Below are 19,351 nucleotides of genomic sequence, written 5' to 3' on the forward strand. Positions count from 1 at the left end.
AGGCGCTCAGTCTTCCGTGCCCGGGTCGTAGGTGACGTCGTCGTCGGCCACCGGCACTTGGGGTTCGCCGTTTTCGCCGAGTTCGCAGGCGTCGTACGGTCCGTCGTCTACGTCGTCGGACTCCACGTACCGCAGGACGCCCCACATCGCCTGCGGGTCCGGTGGGCCGGAGGCGTCGGCCACGCACGCCGCGAGCTCCTTGCGCAAGGCTTCGCCGTCGGTCCCGGCGCCGATCAGCACCAGCTGCGTCAGAGCCTCGTCTCCCGGGGCTCCCGTCTTCCTGCGGGAGGGTGCGAAGCGAAGGAAGCCGCCGACAGCGTGCACGGCATAGCTGTTCACCGGGTCGGCGGCTCCGAAGTCGACGAAGCCCTTGATCCGGTAGAGCCCGGACGGACGGCTGTCGAGGAACGCAAGGAAGCGCCTGGGGTCCAGTGCTGTCGCCGAAGTGAACTCGACGCTCTCGTACGCCGCGTGCAGATGTCCGGAGTGGTCGGCATCCGCGCCCTCGCCGGAGTCCTCGGCCTCATCCCGCAACAGCGCGTCGAAGGAGAGCTGTTCGACGGGCGGGCGCGGCCGGTGCACCGGGTCGAAGAGCAGCGCGGGGTCGATCCGCCCGTGCGCGGCCGGCACAACCGGGGTCCCGGGACCGATACCCTCCAGCATCTCCCGCAGCCGCCGCAGCTGCTCCTCCCCCACCCTGTCCGTCTTGTTGAGCACCACGAGGTCCGCGGCACGGACGTGGCGTTCCAGCTCGGGATGGCGCGCCCGCACGCTCTCGAACTCGGCGCCGTCGACTACCTCGACGAGCCCGCCGTAGACGCTGTGCTCGCTCCCGGACGCGAGAATCATGCGGATCACGGTCTCGGGTTCGGCCAGGCCGCTGGCCTCCACGATGATCACGTCCATCCCCGCCGACGGATGAGCGAGTTTGTCCAGCACGCCGTCCATGTCGCTCGTGTCGACGGCGCAGCACAGACAGCCGTCGCCGAGCGGGACCATCGAGTCGACCTGCCCCGCCACGGTCATGGCGTCGATCTCGATGCTGCCGAAGTCGTTCACGATCGCGCCGATGCGGGTGCCGCCGCTGTGCCGCAGCAGATAGTTGAGCAGGGTGGTCTTCCCCGAGCCGAGGAATCCGGCGAGGACGATGACCGGTACGCGCCTTGGTCGGTCCACGAGTGCTTCCTCCGGGATTGCGGGTCCGCAGGACCGGGGGTGGCCTGCGGGATGTGCGAGTGCGGGCGGCTGACGATCGTACGCGGCAATTACCCACGTCACAGCGCGAGCCCGCGCCGACCGGCTACCGTCCTCACGGGCCTCCCCCCGTCGTCGGTCCGCGGTCCTCGCCGCCCGTGGCGGCTGGGCGGCTCACAGTCCCAGGCCGCCACCAACATGTTCCGACCCGCACATCACCCGAGGTCCACGTGACCGCTCCATTCACCGCATCCGCTCCGGAGCCCGGCACCAGCGCGCCCCTCTCGCCGCACGCGCCGCCCGGGACAGAGACACAGACACCGCCGGAGGCGCCCTCCGGCAGGCGTCGCCTGCTGTCCGCGTCCCGGGTGCGCCCGCGCTGGCCGCAGCGGGTCTTCGCGCAGGTGCTGCTGATGCAGCTGGCGATCGCCACCGGCCTCACCGCCCTGGTCACGGGCTTCTTCCTGGCTCCGCTCAGCGACGAGCTCGACGAGCGGGCGATGGACCGGGCCCTGGCCATCGCGCAGACGACCGCGGCCCGGCCCGAATTCGCGCGCCATCTCTCCGCGGGCGGACCGGGTCCGTCCGTTCGCGGGCCGGTGCAGCGGCAGGCCGAGCAGATACGCAGGTCCACCGGGGCCGGCTACGTCGTGGTGATGGACACCCGCGGAATCCGCTGGTCCCATCCCGAACCGCGCCGTGTCGGCCGCCACGTCTCCACCGATCCCAGCGCCGCCCTCGCCGGACACGAGGTGCGTCACATCGACGAGGGCACCCTGGGACGCTCGGCCCGCGGCAAGGTGCCGCTGCGCGACGGGCAGGGAGAGGTGATCGGTGCCGTCTCCGTCGGCATCGCCTACGACGGCGTACGGGACAAGTTCCTCGGAGCGGTCCCCGAACTGCTCGCCTACGCCGGCGGGGCGCTCGCCTTCGGCATCCTCGCGTCCGTGCTCGTTTCCCGGCGGCTGCAGCGTCAGACCCATGACCTGGCCTTCTCCGACATCTCGTCCCTGCTGGACGAGCGGGAAGCGATGCTGCACGGCATTCGCGAGGGGGTCGTAGCTCTCGACTCGGACGGCAGGATCAGACTCGTCAACGACGAGGCGCAGCGGCTGCTGGAGCTGCGCCCCGAGGACACGGGGCGTCCGCTGGCGCAGGTGCTGGGGCCGGGCCGCACCGCGGACGTGCTGTGCGGCAGTGTCACCGGCACCGACCTGCTCACCGTCAGCGGAGGCAGGGTGCTCGTGGCGAACCGCATGCCCACGGGCGACGGGGGCGCGGTGGCCACCTTCCGTGACAGAACCGAGCTGGAGCTGCTCGGCCGCGAACTCGACGGCTCACGCGGCCTGATCGACGCCCTGCGCGCCCAGGACCACGAACACGCCAATCGGATGCACCTGTTGCTGGGACTGCTGCAACTCGGCCAGCACGAGGAGGCTGCCGCCTATCTCAGTGAGGCCGTCGGGGTGCACAGGGCCACGGCGGAGCAGATCGCGGAATGCGTCGAGGACCCGCTGCTCGCCGCGCTGCTGGTCGGGAAGGCGACGGTCGCGGCCGAGCGCGGCGTCGCGCTGCGCCTCACCCCTGACACGCATCTGCCGGACCGGCTGGTCGACCCGCGCGAGCTGGCCACCGTGCTGGGCAATCTCGTCGACAACGCGCTGGACGCAGCAGCCGGTTCGGCGGACGCGCGGGTCGAGGTGAAGCTGCACACGGGCCACGACGGCGAGGGAAACGGGCCCGGGGACGACGTGGAGGTGGCCGGACTGCGGGAGCGCCCCCTTGCGGACGACGCAACCGGTGTCGTCCTCAAGGTCTCCGACAGCGGCCCGGGAGTCCCCGACGACCTGAGGGAGCAGGTCTTCGCGGAGGGCTGGTCCACGAAAGACCCGCCTGCCCACCGCCAGCGCGGCCTGGGTCTCGCACTGGTGCGCCGCCTGGCGGAGCGGCACGGCGGCACCGCGCGGGTGGGCGAAGGGGCGTGCGGGGGCGCCGAGTTCACCGTGGTGCTGCCGGAGGCGCTGCACCCGGCAGACTCATCGGGCTGAGCCCACGGGGCGTCCGGACCGGTGCCCGGCAACGCCGGCCCGGACGGTGGTGGCACGGCCTGAGCCTGCCGTCAGTTGCCACCGGTCACATGGACGTAGTCGACCACGAGCTGCTGGGGGAAGCTGGTGCTCCCATCGGGGTCGCCGGGCCAGTAACCGCCGACGGCCAGGTTGAGGATCATGAAGAAGGGGTGGTCGAAGACCCAGCGGTCGCCGCCCAGATCGGCGGGGGTGCGGGTCTGGTACGCGTTGCCGTCGACCGACCAAGTGATCTTCTCCGGCGACCAGTCGACGGCGAAGGTGTGGAAGCCGTCGGCGAACTTCTCGCCGTTCGGGAGGGTGTAGCCGGCGCCGATGCCCTCGGCGCCGGAGTATCCGGGCCCGTGGATGGTGCCGTGCACGGTGCTCGGTTCGGAGCCGATGTTCTCCATGATGTCGATCTCGCCGCACCCGGGCCATCCGGCGCTGCCGATGTCGTCGCCCAGCATCCAGAACGCCGGCCACATGCCCTGACCTTGAGGGACCTTCATGCGGGCCTCGGCATGCCCGTAGGTGGTGGTGAAGGTGCTCGCGGTGTTCAGCCGGGCCGAGGTGTACTCGCACGGGCCGTACCAGCAGCTGTAGTTGCCCGGGTTCTCCTTCTTGGCGGTGATGACGAGGTTGCCGTTGCCGTCCAGCGCGGCGTTGTCGGTCCCCGATGTGTAGTACTGACGCTCGTGGTTGTTGACGTTGTCGCCGGTCTCCAGCTTCCACTTGGATCCGTCGACGGGGCTGCCGGCTGGCCCGTCGAAGTCGTCGGTGAATTGCGCCGCCGCCTCGGCGGAGTGGCCGGCCGGGGGTGCGTCCGCGCTCGCGGACACCGTCAGCAGCGGGATCGTGGCCAGGGCGACGGCGGCGAACAGCCCGGCCGTCAGGGAGGTCTTGGGTCTCATCGAGCGGTGCCTTCCTGTGGGGAGGACCGCCTGTGCGGCCCAGAAGGTCCCGGCCGCGTGACGCGGCCGGGTTCACGCTCCGGCGACCCGACGGCGGGCCGCGCTGCGGTGAACGGGTATGGGGCGACCGGCAGTTCACTCAGCGCGGACCGTCGACGGGCATGCCGTCATCTCTTGAAGACAATTTCCGGCGCCGCGACACCGATGTCAATAGGTCTGGACCTAACTCTTCACAACGTGGCCGCGCGCTTCGACGAGCGCCGCTCCGGCGATGGGCGGACGATCGTCAGACCGCGCCCGCGCCCGTGAGCGAACGGACCTCCGTCTCCGCGTGCTTGGCGTCGTCGGCCGCCTCCCGCGACGTGACGGTGCCGAGCCAGCCGAAGAGGAATCCGAGCGGAATCGCGATCACGCCGGGGTTCTCCAACGGGAACACGGCGAAGTCGAGCCGGGGGAAGAGCGCACCGGGCCCGCCCGAGACCACCGGCGAGAGCAGCACGAGCACGATCGCCGGCACCAGCCCCCCGTAGACCGACCAGACCGCTCCCCTGGTGGTGAACCGGCGCCAGAACAGGGCGTAGAGCAGCACAGGAAGATTGGCGGCAGCTGCCACGGCGAACGCCAGGCCGACGAGGAAGGCGACGTTGAGATGCTGCGCGAGCAGTCCCAGCCCGATCGCGGCGACTCCGACCCCGACCGCTGCGATACGGGCTACGCCCACCTCACCGCGGGCGCCGCGCTTGCTCAGCGACGCGTAGAGATCGTGGGCGACCGACGCGGACGAGGCGAGCGTGATCCCCGCGACCACGGCGAGAATCGTCGCGAAGGCAACCGCTGCGACGACGGCGAACAGCACCGACCCTCCTGTCGACCCCGCTCCCCCACCCAGCTCCAGCGACAGCAGCGGCACCGCCGTGTTCCCGGCCGGATCGGAGGCGCGCACCGTCCCGCTGCCCAGCAGCGCTGCCGCCCCGAACCCGAGCACGATCGTCATCAGGTAGAACCCGCCGATCAGACCGATCGACCAGACCACCGACCGGCGCGCCGCACGCGCGGTCGGCACCGTGTAGAAGCGCGAGAGGATATGCGGCAGCCCTGCGGTGCCCAGTACGAGCGCCAGGCCGAGGCTGATGAAGTCCAGCCGGTGCGTCCACTCGCCGCCGTAGCGCAGGCCGGGAGCGAGGAAGTCCCGCCCGTGGCCGCTGCGTTCGGCGGCGGTGCTCAGCAACGCCCCGATGTCGCCACCGAACCGCATCAGCACGAGAACGGTCAGTGTGACGGCACCACCGAGCAGAAGCACCGCCTTCACGATCTGAATCCACGTCGTCGCGCGCATGCCGCCACAGGAGACGTACACGACCATGAGGGCCCCGACGCCGATCACCGTCCAAGAGCGCGCCGCCCCGCTCGTGCCGCCCAGCAGCAGCGCGACGAGGCTTCCCGCGCCGACCATCTGCGCGACGAGGTACAGCACCGAGACGGTCACTGACGACACACCCGAGGCGATACGGACCGGGCGCGCGCGCAGCCTTGCGGAGACGACGTCCGCCAGCGTGAACCGCCCGCAGTTGCGCACGAGTTCGGCGACCAGGAGGAGCACCACCAGCCAGGCGACGAGGAAGCCGACCGAGTAGAGCATCCCGTCGTAGCCGTACAGGGCGATGACGCCGGAGATGCCGAGGAAGGAGGCCGCAGACATGTAGTCGCCCGCGATGGCGAACCCGTTCTCCATCGGGCTGAAGAGGCGGCCGCCCGCGTAGAACTCCTCGGGTGAGCCGCGCCGTCTGCGGCTTGCAAAGGTGGTGATGGCCAGGGTGGTGGCGATGACGGCGCTGAAGAGCACCAGCGTCAGCGTCTGATGGTTGCCGGTCAAGGCATGGTCTCCGGGGCGGTGCGGGGGGTGGCGGCGGAGTACGCGCGGGTCATGTCCTGTGTCTCCCAGCGCAGTTCGAGCGCGAGTTCGTCCCGGCGCAGCCGCGCGTGGCGCACATACGCCCACGTCAGCAGGAAGGTGCTGGCGAACTGCGCGAGACCGGCGGCCATGGCGACGTTGAACACCCCGGCGACGGGGCGGGCCATCAGCTCAGGCGCGGCGGTCGCGGTGACGAGATAGGCGAGATACCAGACCAGGAAGGCGACGCTGACGGGCGTCACGAAGCGCCGGTAGCGCCGCCGCACCTGCTGGAAGGCTTCACTGCGCTGAACAGCCAGATACACCGCGGCATGCGCGTCGCCGACCTCTGGGCCCACGGATTCCGCGGGTCGTTCATCACCGGTCCGTGCACCCTCACCGGCTCCGGCGCACGGCTCACTGCGGGGAGGCAGGGCCGTGGTCGCGGCCGTCGCCACGGGCGGTGCGTCGTGATCGCCCGAGCCGGAGGCCAGGGCGTCGTACCAGGGATCGTCGGTGCGCATGCCCAAAGGATGGACATGCGCGGGAGATCACGGATGGGGCATCCCGGACTGTTCACCCCTTCAGGTGACTTACCGGTCAAGGGTCAGGGCCGCGGCCCGACACCCGGCCGGCGCCCCTTCCCGGGCGCCGCGCCGGCTACCGGCTCAGGCTCAGACGTCGATCCGCGAGCGGTCCAGGGTCGCCGCGGAGGAGCTGATGAACTCCCGGCGCGGGGCCACGTCGCTGCCCATGAGCAGGTCGAAGGCCGACTCCGCCGCCTCCAGATCGCTGATGTTGATCCTGCGCAGGGTGCGGTGACGCGGGTCCATCGTGGTCTCCGCGAGCTGGCCGGCGTCCATCTCACCCAGGCCCTTGTAGCGCTGGATCGAGTCCTTGTAGCGCACCTTGGTGCGCTCCAGCTCCATGAGCGTCTGCCGCAGCTCGTTGTCGGAGTAGGTGTAGATGTACTTCTCCTGCCCCTTCTTGGGGCTGACCAGCTCGATCCGGTGCAGTGGAGGCACCGCGGAGAAGACCCGGCCCTCCTCGACCATGGGCCTCATGTAGCGCTGGAAGAGCGTCAGCAGCAGGCAGCGGATGTGCGCCCCGTCGACGTCCGCGTCGGCGAGGAAGATGACCTTGCCGTACCGCGCCTGGTCGATGTCGAAGGACCGCCCCGACCCTGCTCCTATCACCTGGATGATCGAGCCGCACTCGGCGTTCTTGAGCATGTCCGAGACGGAGGACTTCTGGACGTTGAGGATCTTGCCGCGGATCGGCAGCAGCGCCTGGAACTCGGAGTTCCGTGCCAGCTTCGCGGTGCCGAGCGCCGAGTCCCCCTCGACGATGAACAGTTCGCTGCGGTCGACGTCGTCGCTACGGCAATCGGCCAGCTTGGCGGGCAGCGAGGAGGATTCCAGTGCAGTCTTCCGCCGCTGCGCCTCCTTGTGCTGACGGGCGGCGATGCGCGTACGGGCGGCGGCGGCGATCTTCTCCAGCACGGCCCGCGCCTGCTGCTTCGCGTCACGCTTGGTCGACATCAGGAAGGCCTTGAGCTCCTTGGCCACGACCTGCGCCACGATGCGGGAGGCCGCCGAGGTGCCCAGCACCTCCTTCGTCTGCCCCTCGAACTGCGGCTCGGCAAGGCGGACGGTCACCACAGCGGTGAGGCCCTCCATCGCGTCGTCCTTGGCGACGTCGTCCTCGGCCACGCGCAGGATCTTCGTGGAGCGCAACGCCTCGTTGACGGTCTTGGCGACGGACCGTTCGAATCCCGAGACGTGTGTGCCGCCCTTGGGGGTGGCGATGATGTTGACGAAGGACTTCAGGGTGGAGTCGTAGCCCGTCCCCCAGCGGAGCGCGATGTCGACGCCCAGCTCGCGCTGCACCTCTGTGGGGATCATGTGGCCCCGGTCGTCGAGGACCGGCACCGTCTCCTTGAACTGGCCGTTCCCCTGCAGGCGCACCACGTCACTGACGGGCTTGTCCTGCGCCAGGTACTCGCAGAACTCGCTGATGCCGCCGTCGTAGCGGAAGACCTCCTCGGAAGCCTCCTGCCCGTCCAGTCCCCGCTCGTCGCGCACGACCAGCGTGAGCCCCGGCACGAGGAAGGCCGTCTGCCGGGCGCGGCCGTGCAGCGTCTCCAGCGAGAGCCTGGCGTCCTTGAGGAAGATCTGCCGGTCCGCCCAGTAGCGCACGCGGGTGCCCGTGCGGTTCTTCGGCAGCTTCTTGCCCTTGCGCAGGCCGCTTCCGGGGTCGAAGGGGGCGTCCGGCCCGGACTCCGTGAAGATGCCGGGGACGCCGCGTCGGAAGCTGATCGAATGCGTGCGGCTGCTGCGGTCGACCTCGATGTCCAGTCGGGAGGAGAGCGCGTTGACGACGGACGCGCCGACGCCGTGCAGACCGCCGGACGCCGCGTACGAGCCGCCGCCGAACTTTCCGCCGGCGTGCAGCTTGGTCATCACGACCTCGACGCCGGACAGGCCGGTCTTGGGCTCGACGTCGACCGGGATCCCGCGGCCGTTGTCCCTGACCTCGACGGAGCCGTCGTCGTACAGGACGACCTCGATGTGGTCGCAGTGCCCGCCGAGGGCCTCGTCGACGGAGTTGTCGATGATCTCCCACAGGCAGTGCATCAGGCCCCGGCTGTCGGTGGAGCCGATGTACATGCCGGGGCGCTTGCGCACCGCTTCGAGCCCCTCCAGGACGAGCAGGTGCCGCGCGGTGTAATTCGTGCCGCCGTCCCTGTCTGCCCCGGCGAGCAGCGCGGTGGACGGCTTGGTGTTCCCCCTGCCGGAGGCCAGGGAAGAGTCGGCGGTCACGCGGTTCGCTCCTCGCTGAATTCTGCTTGTGGTGGCTGGTTGCCGCGTCAGAGGGTACCGAGAAGGCAGGAGAGGGCGTGGCGCGCCACCCAGGAAGGGATTCATGGTAGCCCATAGTCGTTCATACGTTCGATAACTCGATGGGGTGACGCACACATCACGTTCCCTTTGACGCATGAACCATTTAGGCTCCGGGCACGTCCCCTTCAACACGGGAACACTGCACAGACAAACAACTGGACAACAGCAACCAAGCTCCATGATCACGAAGCAACCCACGTAATACGGCTCATTCGCCGCCACCCGGCAACATGCAGCCGCCCCCGGGGAGAAATCTTCGAGGATTCGCCGAGAGCGGGAACGTTTTCGGCCTGGTTGGATGTTGACCCTGGTACGACAGCTCGTCGAGCTAGAGAAGAGGCGACGTGACTACAGTTCTGACCCCCGCGACTCCGTTGACGGCCGCCGACCGCTGTGACCGCTGCAACGCACAGGCTTACCTGCGCGTCGTACTGCTCAGCGGCGGAGAGCTGCTGTTCTGCGCGCACCACGGGCGTAAGTTCGAGCCGGAGCTCAAGAAGATCGCCGCGGAGATACAGGACGAGACGGAGAAGCTCACCGCTGCTCCTGCCAGCACGGAGGCGGGAGAGGGCTGAGCTGCCCTACTTGACCAGACGTCCCGAGAACCGACGAGCTCGGACCGGCACAGGCCGGAATCGAAGGGCGGTCATCCGGTGAGACCGGGTGGCCGCCCTTCCATGTCCCGAGCCATCCCATCGGTCCGGCGGAATGCGCTCGGCAGACCCTGGCTCCGGCATTCCGCTGCAAGCGAACATTCCCGTTCGGTGTCGGCGGCTTTCACGCGCCAGGCCTCTTTTCACTCGCTTTTTCACTCGCTGTGCTCGCGGACGAGTCCGGCCACGGCAGAGACACGGGTGTAGACGCCCGGCCTGCCCTCCTCGCCGCAGCCCGCCCCCCACGAGACGAGCCCGACGACCCGCCCCTTCACCACCAGCGGTCCGCCGCTGTCGCCCTGGCACGCGTCGCGGCCGCCGTCTGGCACCGCGGCACACACCATGGACGCCTTGTCGAAGGCACCCTCGGGACCGCTGGGGTAGGCACGGGAGCAGGTCGAGTCCTCGATCATGTCGACGTCGGCGACGCGCAGTCGCGGGGCGTAGTCCCCGTTGCCGCTGATGTCGCCCCAGCCGTAGACCTCCGCCGCGGAACCGGCGGTGTAGCCGGAGTCGTCGGCCGCCGCCATCGGAATCGTGGAGCCCGCGGGCATCGGGGCGCTGAGCGTGAGAACGGCGATGTCGCCCGCGTTCGTCTTCGTGCTGTACCCGGGATTGATCCACTTCTTGCTCACCTTGATCTCACGTCCGCTGCCCGTACCGAGGTCGTTCCTGCCGGATATGACGTGCAGGTCGTCGACGTCGCCGTGCGAAACCCCCAGCACCTCCCGGCTCAGACAGTGCGCAGCCGTGATCACCGTACGGACGCCCACGAGGGCTCCCCCGCAGAACTGGCCGGAGCGGGTGTTCCCGAAGCGGTCGCGACTGGAGAGGGCCACGACCCAGGGATGCTCGGCCGCATCCACGGGTCGCCCACCGACCACCGCCCGGTCCCGTGCGTGGGCCTGGGGCACCGGCACGAGCGCCAGCACCACACCGAGCAGCACAGGTATCAGCGAGGGCATCGGGAGCGCGCGCAGCGGACGCATGGAGCCTCCTGGCGGTGAGAGGGCCTCGGGGAAGGCCTTCCGGACCATCAACAGTGATCCGGATGGAGCAGCTCCGCATCCTGAGGGGACGGCGCATACACACGGCAGGGGCCGGTGACCCTTGGTAAGGTCACCGGCCCCTGCCGTAAGAGCTGCCGCGGCGGCGCCGCTCAGTCCAGGTAGTCCCGCAGTATGAACTCCTAAGCGCTGTGCTTGACCTGCTGCGATGCAGCTCAGCTGCAAGCGTGGGTAACGAAATATCTTTGATTGAACCTGCGCAGGCAAGTCAAGGGCCTGCCGAACCGTTCGGTACAGCGCCTCAGAGGCTGGGGGTGCCCACTACGCGCTCGGTCCGAGCCCGGAGGCTGTGTCTGCCTCGCTCATCATGAACTGGTTGATTCCGGGTGCCGCGTCGGTGTCCACAGAAGAAGCCAGAGTTCGGCTACGACTGCCGATCCAGCCTTCAGTGACTTTCCTAGGATCATCACGCACGACCAGGACCACTCCCATCAACTCCATTGGCAGCTCACCTCTCTCCTGTCCGGTGCCACGCAATCTCTGCCAGGCCAGTGCCGAGGTGACGTACGAAGGGATCGGCTGGCGACCTCCTCTTCCATGGCACTGCAGACCGCAGGCCAGGGGAGCTGAAGATCCGCGCTGGCCGCCCAGTGGTGGTGGAACGCTCGGACAATGGCGCTCACCCCCAGCCGTACAAGGCCGTGCGGGACCGTGGCAATCGCTCGCCGGGCGACGCTGCCGGCGCCCCTCGCTGAGGGTGTGATGCCGCTGCCCAGGAGCAGTGTCGCCGTCCGGATGGCGTCCAGGACGGCGACAGGCGCAGCGTCGGCGAACGGACCGAACACCAGCTCCTTCCAGTCCCGACGGGTCCGGGCCCAGGCGAGGCGTTCGAGCCCTGTGCCGAGGTCCAGAGCCATGCGGTCCGGGTGCTCCGTGTTCCACAGGAGGACGAGGTCACCGATCGTGAGGTCCACATGGTTGAACATCAGTGTCACCCCGGCGACCTGTCTGCGATGCCACACCTCGACGCGTCCGTGGATCTCCATGTGTCGTGCGTGGAAGCCGAGTTGGGAGAGGACGAAGAGCCAGTCGTCGAGTGCGTCGGCGTAGTCGTCGATGCCGGCGATGGGCTGGACTCGGGAGATGTTGACGAAGGCCGTCAGGAATCCGTCGAGCAGGTCTCCGTGTTCGTCGCGGTCTCCGGTGAAGCGGACCACGGGCTGGGGGAGGAAGCCTTTGCGGTACGTCAGGGCACGGCCGTCTTTGAGGAGGGGGTCGAGGGCCTGAACGGCGGAGATCGTCAGCTCGGTTTCTCGGCCCCAGCGCAGAGGCAGGCACTTGTCGCGTGTGACGCCTCGGGCGGCGAAGGCCGTGGTGAGGGTGGTCAGCAGATCCGGCCACGACGGCGTCGAACGCGGCGGGATGTACGGAGTGCCGCGGTCACGGTGACGGATCTTGAAGGTGCGGTCAGCGTGGTCGGCGAAGGAGAACTCCCACTGAGGGCCGAGCACTTGGCGTAAGGCGGCAACTGCCTGGTGGGCGCGCGAGTGGCTCTCCATCAGCGCGCCGCCAGGGCTTTGAAGTGTCTCGCCGGATCGAAACGTGCCAAGCCGGTTTCCTGGACATCGGATGGATCGAGCACCGATGAGCGTTCGATGGCTTCTGCGAGCGCATGGGCTGCGCTCTCGTCGTCGGCCGCAGGGTCGGCGATGACGGTGGCACCGGTGCGGTCGCAGAGCGCCGCTTGGGCACAGGTGCCGTCCCGCCAGGTCAAGGCGGCGATGGGGGTTCCGGCCCGCAGCGACTCCCCGAAGACGGCTGCGCCGGCCTCCACGTATGTTCGTGCGTAGGTGTAGACGAAGACGGAACCTTCTGCGATGGCGGCGGTCTTGGCCGCTCCGCCCAGTTCCCCGACCCATTCGACATGGTCTGCGGCGAAGGTCGTCTCGTAGCGGCGGACGTAGTCCTCATCGAAGACCGGCCCGACGACGCGTATACGGCGTCCGAGGATGTCGGCAGCCCGTACGGCGAGATGGGGTGCCTTCTCCTCGTCTATGCGTCCGAGCCACACAAGGTCTCGGCCCTTCACGGCCGGGGGCTCTTCTTCGTCGAGGCCCAGGTGGACGGCGAGTTCGACGGTCGGGGTGTAAGAAGCATACCGCTGGACCATCTCCGGCGAGTAGCAGTAAAGCCGCGATCGCCCGCCGTCGAAGGCAGTGGGGGCGTGCTGGAAGGTCGGCGAGTGCTGGAACGTGGCGACGTCGCATTCGAGTTCGCGCCAGGTTCTGACCCAGGATGGCCGGGACGGGTATTCGTGGCCGACCACGAGGAGGTCGTAGCCGGCGGACTTCAGGTCTCGCTCGGCAAGGGAGCCTGGGGTGACCTCCTCAAGGCGGACCGGCTTGCGGAGCCATTGGTCTTCGAGTTCCGCAAGCCAGGCCGTCCCGATGAGGTGGACGTCGGCGCCTGCAGTGCGGGCTCCTACGGCGACTGCCCAGAGCCATCGTTCGATCCCGCCGTATCCGGCCGGGGGGAATGCGTAACTACCGGGGAAGTCGCAGACGCCGACAAGCACCTATTCCTCCGAGGGGGTTCCGTCCGCCTTGATCCGGCGGAAGCCGAGGTACTTCACAAGGGATTCAGGCAGCAGGACCGAGCCGTCGGCCTGCTGGTGCTGCTCAAGGAGGGCCGCGAGGGTGCGGCCGATCGGCAGTCCGGAGCCGTTGATTGTGGCTGCCGGCGTGGGCTTGCCCCTCTCGTCGCGGGTGCGGATGCCCGCGCGGCGGCCCTGGAAGGTTCCGAAGTCGGAGACCGAGGAGACCTCGCGGTAGGTGGCCTGGCTGGGCAGCCAAACCTCCAAGTCGTACGTGAGCTGGGCGGAGAAACCCGTGTCGCCGGCAGCGAGCGTGACGACGCGGTAGGCCAGATCCAGCTCCTTCAGACACGCCTCGGCGTGGCCGACCATCTTCTCCATCTCGCCACGCGCCTGCTCCGGAGCAGCGATGCGCACCATCTCGACCTTGGCGAACTGGTGTTGGCGGATCAGGCCACGGGTGTCTTTGCCGTACGAACCGGCCTCCGAGCGGAAGCACGGGGTGTGCGCGGTCAACGCGATCGGCAGCTCGGACGGCGGGACGATCTCGTCCGCGTACAGGTTGGTGAGCGGGACCTCGGCCGTGGGGATCAGGAACAGGTCCCGGTCCGCGACGCCCGTCTTGAACAGGTCCTCCTCGAACTTCGGCAACTGCCCCGTCCCGGTCATCGTTTGACGACTGACCAGGAACGGCACCGAGTGTTCGGTGTAGCCGTGGCGGCGGGTGTGCAGGTCCAGGAAGAAGGTCACCAGCGCGCGTTCCAGGGCCGCACCGAGGCCGCGCAGGACGCTGAAGCGCGGCCCGGACAGCTTAGTCGCCCGGCCGAAGTCGAGGATGCCCATGGCCTCGCCGATGTCCACGTGGTCCTTGGCATCGAAGGAGAAGGCCGGCGGGGTGCCGACGCGGCGCTGCTCAACCGCAAACTCCTCGGAGTCACCGTCGGGTGCCTCGTCGGCGGGCAGGTTGGGGATGGTGAGCAGCAGCTCAGTCAACTCCTGCTGGACGCGCTCCTGCTCCGCATCGGTCTCCCGGATCTGCTCCTTCAGCTTGCGCGCGGTCTCCTTGAGGGCGGAGATGTCCCCGCCCGCCTTCGCCGCCTGCTGGACTTCCTGCGCGATGCGCTTCGACTCGGAGCGCAGCTCGTCGCCGGACTGGATGCTCTTGTTCCGACGAGACTGGAGACTCTCCAGAGAGGAGAGGTCCAGCGTGTAGCCGCGGCGAGCCAGGCGGCGGACAGCGTCCTCGCCCATGTCGATCAGAACGCGAGCATCATGCATCGGGAAGGTCCCTCTGTGCGTGCGGGTGGTTTACCCGGTCGAAGGTAGCAACATCGAGTTCCGCCTCCGGCCGGGAATTCTCCGCATCACTCCGGGATCCCCGAGCCGTTTCCGAATCGGCAGCAAGGTCGGAGAAGAGGCTCTTCACGCAGCTCCGCAATTCCTCGTCGTCGAACGAGATCGGCTGGACGTACGGCGCCTCCGGGAAGAACAGCGGCATGGGGTCGCCCTCGGATCGCTCCCGGTACCAGTGCAGCACCGAGACCAGGAGACCGTGGCAGACGACCACCCGCGGGCTGGGATGCTCCAAGGCCGCCTGGAGTCCCTCGAACATGCGCTTGATGCCCTCCCGTTGGGACTCACGCGCTCCCGGAGGGCGACGCAGTCCGCCGTTCCGGTCCAACCAGGCGGCGTACTCCAGAAACGGGTCTCCTTCGAAGTCGCCGTAGTCCAGCTCATTGAGCTGCGAGTCGACGACCGGACCTGGTTCCGGGACACCCATCAGCCTCGACGCCGTCTGGCGGGCCCTGGGGAAGTCACTGGCGAGCCACGTGGACACGTGCCGCAAGGGCAGCGTGTGCCAGACCAGACGGCAGGACTGGATACCGTCCTCGCTGAGGTGGATCGGGCGCCTCGGGTCGCCGTTCACGAGGTACTGGCGGCTGTGGTCGGTCTCCCCGTGGCGCAGGATGTGTGTCGTCATTTCTCCCCCCTCACCCCTCCAAGCCCGACGCCATGAGTGCGGCCAGGACGTCTGCGGCCGGTTCCTCAGCCGGATCACCGATCTCCGTGTAGTAGAGGAGTGAGTCCAGGGCGATGGCTCGGCACCATGCGGAGATCTCTGGAACCGGGATCTGGGATACCCGTGACGCGATGGCCATGCGTTGGAAGGTCGCTTGACCCAGGTCGTAATGGACGGTCCAGAACGCCCAGTCGTATGCGGCGTCGCCGACCATCGGATGCGGGTCGATGAGCCTGGCGTTCCCTCTGCCGTCGAAGATCACGTTCTCCCGGTAGAGATCGGCGTGGAGCACCGTCGTACGGGCGGGCGACTCCCTCAGCGTCTGGAGTTCCGGGATCGCCTCGCGTACGAGCCATGCACGCCGCCCGAGGCCGAGGGCGGTCGCCCGTCGTGCGACGCGGGGCAGAACCGTGTGCTGGTGATGATCTCCCAGCCGCGGGAGCGCCGGCCGGCCTCGCTGCGCACCGACTGCGTGGAGACTGTGGATCACCGCGGCCACCATTTGGACTTCCTGCGCGGGCCGGGCCAGACCTCCTGGTCGGCCACCCACCAGTTCCAGCAACGCCACTGACAGATCGTCCGCAGTCTCGATGACGTCGGCAGTCGGGCCACTGGCCCACAGCCGGAGTGCTGTGATCTCGTCGCAGTAGCGGGCGAGTTCGTACCAGGCCTTGAGCAGGACAGGGGCTCCATGGATGTCCCTGGCCACGGCGACGACGGACGAGTGTCCCGCGTCGTGGTAGCTCTGCGGAGTCAGCTTCCACCGCTCGGCAGCGTCCTCCAGGAGCAGCGGGGCGGCGTCGAGCCATTTGCCGGCAGCAGGTCCGTAGTGGGCAAGAAGCCGGTCCCGTGCACCGGGGAGGACCTGGCCGAGCGACCGCCCCGTCATCAGCTCAACACCATCCCGTCCGAGACGAGTTCGTCCGTCAGGGCCGGGAACTCGTCCAGGGCCTCGTCGACGAGAGCCTGAACCTTGTCGACCTCCACGTCCGCAGACGAAAGCCGCACCAGAATGCGCCAGGGCTGGTCGAGCCGCTGCCCGGTCGTGCTCACAAGATGGACCTCGGCGTGCTCACCCGTGGCCTCGTGCAGCCGGTGCGCCAGCCGCTGCGCCGCGATGTTGTAAAGCTTGCCGACGTGGTAGACGGGGTTCTTGCCGTTCGCACCCTCCAGGTTCATGGGCCGCAGCGGCGTGATCAGCCCGTTGACGCGGTTACCCCGGCCGACCACGCCTTCGTCCCCGGACTCGATCGAGCTGCCGGTGTAGGTGAGGTACAACTCGTCCTTCTCCGGGACGTCGCGAGCGTTGAGCCGGAAGCGAGCCTGAGCCCCGGGCAGTCGGAGCGCGGCCATCCGGTGGCACTCAGCGAGCACGGTCTCGGTGTTGCGGATGTACTCTGCCCGGCTCGCGACGTGCCGGGACTTCTGGGGCACGCACAGCACGACGTCGGCCTGCTCCCCGTCCCAGTAGCCCATGAGCTTGACATCGGAGCCGCACCAGCGGTGGGTACGGGTGAAGTCGCTCTCGCCGGAGAAATGGTCCACAAGCTCCCGCACGAACGACTCGAAGAGGTTCTCCGGCGCCCATCCCGTGCCAAGCGACGTGTCGTTCGACAACCGAACCCGCCGCTCACGCAGGTCCTCGATCGAGCGCGGGTTGAACCACCGCGTGCGGTCCGGAACACCGTCACCGGTGAGCACAGCACCGGGACTTGAGTTCCGGGTGATGTTGAAGGCGATGTCGAGGTGGTCCGAAATCTCGGGGAGCCGTTCAGCGAAGAACGCACGGATCTCAGCTTGTACGATCTCGGCGACCGGGATGCGCTCACCGGCGCACATGTGCGCTGCTCTGCCGTTGACCAGGACCCGCACTTGAGCGGTCATGGCCCCGCCGCCGTACCGGACCTCGCTGGCTCCGCCGAGCAGGGCGAGCTTGTCGAAGTTGTGGTGGAGGACGGCGCCGAAGTGCCGCACGGTGTACCGGCTGTAGGCCCGGGACAACCGCTCGGCCAAGTGGTCAGCGAGGGTGTCCGGATGACCGAGGCCCTTGCGCTCCACGATCGTGGTCGCGTCGGGCCGGAACGCACCGGTCTCGATCACCAGGTGACTGTTCCCGAAAGTCGTGCTCGTGCGGGGCATGGGTGTGCTCCGATCTCAAAGTCGACTGCTGGGCGGCTGGTGATCAGTGAAGCCATCCGATGACCGGGCGGGAACGTTTCTAGGGGGTTCCTCTCTGCACCGAGGGCTCTCAAATGCACGTCAGCGTGGGTAACCTCCCCATCACAGAACGGCGTTGACGGGAGGGGCGACGTGGCTGGTGAGTCGTTAGCAATGCATCCACTGACCTTCGTCCGGCAGTCGAGCGGATGGGGAAAGGCCGAACTCGCCCGACTCATGCAGGCCCGGGGGAGGGAACTGGGCATCCCCTTGGCGACCAACCGCACCACCATGTGGAAGTGGGAGCAGGGCCAGGAGCCGGACGCCGACGCGCAGCGCGTTCTCGCCGACCTGCTGTGCGTGCCGTACGAGCGGGTTCAGGCGGAGGGATGGCCGCGGTGGCTCCCGGTATGGGAAGTCACCGGGCTCACTGCCCCCTGGACAGAGGCCGGCACCGTCGAGGCGCTGGCTGATCTGGTGGGGAGTGGCCGCATGGACCGTCGGGGGTTTCTCACCATCACCGGCGTCGCCCTGACGGGGCTTGCAGCGAGCTGGGCCGATGCACCCTCTGCGTTCGCATCCGCCCTCAACGGAGATCGAGTCACCGACACCATGGTCTCGACGATCGAACAGCGCATCAGCACACTTCGCACGCTCGACGACCAACTCGGAGGCGCCCGACTCCTGGAACAGGCGCGCGGCGATCTCGCCCTCATCACCAGCCTCTTGAGCGCCGGACGATACACAGACGAGATCCGCATCCGCCTGTATGCACTGGCGGCCCGGGTATCGCACCTGACCGGCTGGATGGCCTACGACGCAGGACTGCGCTCCGCGGGACAGCGGTACTACGTCGGAGCCATGCGCAGCGCCCGCACAGCCGGCGACGACGCCTTCGGGGCCTTCGTCCTGGCAGAGATGGGCGTCCACGTCTCCGAAGCCGGACGCACCGCCGAGCGAGTCGCCCTCATCTCGACCGCCATCGACAACGCCCCTCGAACCCTGTCGCCCTACACGCAATCCTTCCTCTACCTGCACAAAGCCGAAGCCCTCTCCCGCGACGGCGATCACCGAAGCGGCGGCACGGCGCTCAACCGCGCCGCTTCCCTCTGGGAGCGCCACACGGTGGAAGAAAACCCGGACTGGCTCGACTGGTTCGGCGAAGCCCAACTCAGGTCGACCGAAGGCAAAGTCCTCCTGCGATCGGGCCAGTTGGAGCGCGCGACGAGCTCACTGGTGACCTCAGTCAAGAAGGCCACGCCTCGCGACAAGGCCGTACGGTCCGCCCGCCTGGCCGAGGCCCACCTCGCCGGCAACGACCTGGACGGAGCCCTCAACGCCGCCAACTACGGCGCCGAACTCCTCGAAGACAAGGTCAGCTCCGTACGGGCCCTGGACCGCCTCAAAGAGTTCTCCGAACAACTCCGAACTCACAAGGCAGTCCCGGCCGTTCGCGAGTTCCGCGAGCGCCTTCAGGCACTGTCCGATGCAGCCTGATCGACAAGGAGCGGCGGGGCCCCTGGTGCCAACCCACAACCCCCACCTTGCCGACCACAACAGGACCACGCCCAGAGTCCGTTGTAGACAGTTCCCGCGCCGGGCCGTCGACTGGAACCACCTCGCCACTGGTCGCCCCATCCCGTGCCCTGCCGTTACTGCGACAAGACCGCCAACATGCGTGACGATCAAGGACGGCCAACGCACATGGTCCGCTATGGGCGGGCCATGGCTTGAAACCCAAGGGCGACCATGCGCCGTGCCCCACCGAATCGATCGCGACAACAGCGCTGGTTACCGCGGCTTGTCCTATGCGCTCGCCGATCCGTTGCCACCTTGCCCAGGGTCTGCTGGTGGGGCTCCTGGTGGCGGTTCCGGTTGTGGCTGTGGTGGAGTGGCTTGCCGGTAATCGATGATTGCTTGGATTCTCTTTTCAGGGTCGTCTATCGAATCGAG

At 68.4% G+C, this 19,351-nt stretch carries 15 protein-coding genes; 3 read left to right on the forward strand and 12 right to left on the reverse strand.

The features are described from left to right. Positions 1–6: 6 nt before the first annotated feature. Entirely contained in the window at positions 7–1,176 is a 1,170-nt protein-coding gene (locus I004_RS35470; RefSeq protein WP_037977408.1) for a CobW family GTP-binding protein, read from the reverse strand. Positions 1,177–1,607: 431 nt separating this feature from the next. Between I004_RS35470 and I004_RS35475 the strand changes: the two genes are divergently transcribed. Next, the gene (locus I004_RS35475) at positions 1,608–3,242 is read left to right on the forward strand and encodes a sensor histidine kinase (protein ID WP_078511696.1); all 1,635 of its coding nucleotides are present in this window, start codon (positions 1,608–1,610) and stop codon (positions 3,240–3,242) included. Positions 3,243–3,313: 71 nt separating this feature from the next. On the opposite strand, the gene I004_RS0122790 is transcribed toward I004_RS35475, so the two are convergent. The 4 genes from I004_RS0122790 to I004_RS0122805 all read right to left on the reverse strand — a co-directional run bounded on the left by I004_RS0122790 (position 3,314) and on the right by I004_RS0122805 (position 8,887). Continuing rightward, positions 3,314–4,174 (reverse strand): glycoside hydrolase family 16 protein, encoded by an 861-nt coding sequence (locus tag I004_RS0122790; protein WP_028437410.1) that lies wholly within the window; start codon positions 4,172–4,174, stop codon positions 3,314–3,316. 286 nt (positions 4,175–4,460) lie between these two features. Next, positions 4,461–6,047 carry a sodium/solute symporter gene (locus I004_RS0122795; protein WP_028437411.1) on the reverse strand — a complete coding sequence of 529 codons (1,587 nt, stop codon included), beginning with the start codon at positions 6,045–6,047 and terminating at the stop codon, positions 4,461–4,463. Beyond that, positions 6,044–6,589 (reverse strand): DUF485 domain-containing protein, encoded by a 546-nt coding sequence (locus I004_RS0122800; RefSeq protein WP_028437412.1) that lies wholly within the window; start codon positions 6,587–6,589, stop codon positions 6,044–6,046. Before I004_RS0122800 ends, I004_RS0122795 begins: the two co-directional genes overlap by 4 nt. 150 nt (positions 6,590–6,739) lie before the next feature. Further along, on the reverse strand, positions 6,740–8,887 hold the full coding sequence (locus tag I004_RS0122805) for a DNA topoisomerase IV subunit B (RefSeq protein ID WP_028437413.1): 2,148 nt from the start codon (positions 8,885–8,887) through the stop codon (positions 6,740–6,742). A 425-nt stretch (positions 8,888–9,312) separates the two neighbouring features. Here I004_RS0122805 and I004_RS0122810 point away from each other — a divergent pair, with 425 nt between their 5' ends. Then, complete coding sequence (locus I004_RS0122810; protein WP_028437414.1) at positions 9,313–9,543, forward strand: DUF7455 domain-containing protein; 231 nt, start codon at positions 9,313–9,315, stop codon at positions 9,541–9,543. Positions 9,544–9,776: 233 nt separating this feature from the next. Here the strand turns inward: I004_RS0122810 and I004_RS0122815 are convergent, their stop codons facing one another. The 7 genes from I004_RS0122815 to I004_RS0122850 all read right to left on the reverse strand — a co-directional run bounded on the left by I004_RS0122815 (position 9,777) and on the right by I004_RS0122850 (position 17,380). After that, complete coding sequence (locus tag I004_RS0122815) at positions 9,777–10,610, reverse strand: serine protease (protein WP_106965417.1); 834 nt, start codon at positions 10,608–10,610, stop codon at positions 9,777–9,779. A 509-nt stretch (positions 10,611–11,119) separates the two neighbouring features. Then, on the reverse strand, positions 11,120–12,187 hold the full coding sequence (locus I004_RS38385) for a hypothetical protein (protein WP_078511659.1): 1,068 nt from the start codon (positions 12,185–12,187) through the stop codon (positions 11,120–11,122). Continuing rightward, a complete protein-coding gene (locus I004_RS0122830) occupies positions 12,187–13,203 on the reverse strand; it encodes a glycosyl transferase (protein ID WP_028437416.1) in 1,017 nt (338 codons plus the stop codon). The genes I004_RS38385 and I004_RS0122830 overlap by 1 nt, the downstream gene beginning before the upstream one ends. Beyond that, the gene (gene serS / locus I004_RS0122835) at positions 13,204–14,499 is read right to left on the reverse strand and encodes a serine--tRNA ligase (protein WP_028437417.1); all 1,296 of its coding nucleotides are present in this window, start codon (positions 14,497–14,499) and stop codon (positions 13,204–13,206) included. Next, the gene (locus I004_RS0122840) at positions 14,492–15,202 is read right to left on the reverse strand and encodes a histidine phosphatase family protein (RefSeq protein ID WP_028437418.1); all 711 of its coding nucleotides are present in this window, start codon (positions 15,200–15,202) and stop codon (positions 14,492–14,494) included. Before I004_RS0122840 ends, serS begins: the two co-directional genes overlap by 8 nt. 10 nt (positions 15,203–15,212) lie before the next feature. Further along, a complete protein-coding gene (locus I004_RS0122845; protein WP_028437419.1) occupies positions 15,213–16,130 on the reverse strand; it encodes an aminoglycoside phosphotransferase family protein in 918 nt (305 codons plus the stop codon). Then, positions 16,130–17,380: a methionine adenosyltransferase gene (locus I004_RS0122850; protein ID WP_028437420.1), complete on the reverse strand. Its 1,251-nt coding sequence runs from the start codon at positions 17,378–17,380 to the stop codon at positions 16,130–16,132. The genes I004_RS0122845 and I004_RS0122850 overlap by 1 nt, the downstream gene beginning before the upstream one ends. 192 nt (positions 17,381–17,572) lie before the next feature. Between I004_RS0122850 and I004_RS0122855 the strand changes: the two genes are divergently transcribed. Continuing rightward, positions 17,573–18,895, forward strand: coding sequence for an NsdA family TPR-like regulatory protein (locus I004_RS0122855; protein ID WP_037977412.1), 1,323 nt, complete (start codon positions 17,573–17,575; stop codon positions 18,893–18,895). The last annotated feature ends 456 nt before the right edge of the window (positions 18,896–19,351 follow it).

The organism is Streptomyces sp. TAA486 (assembly GCF_000426165.1).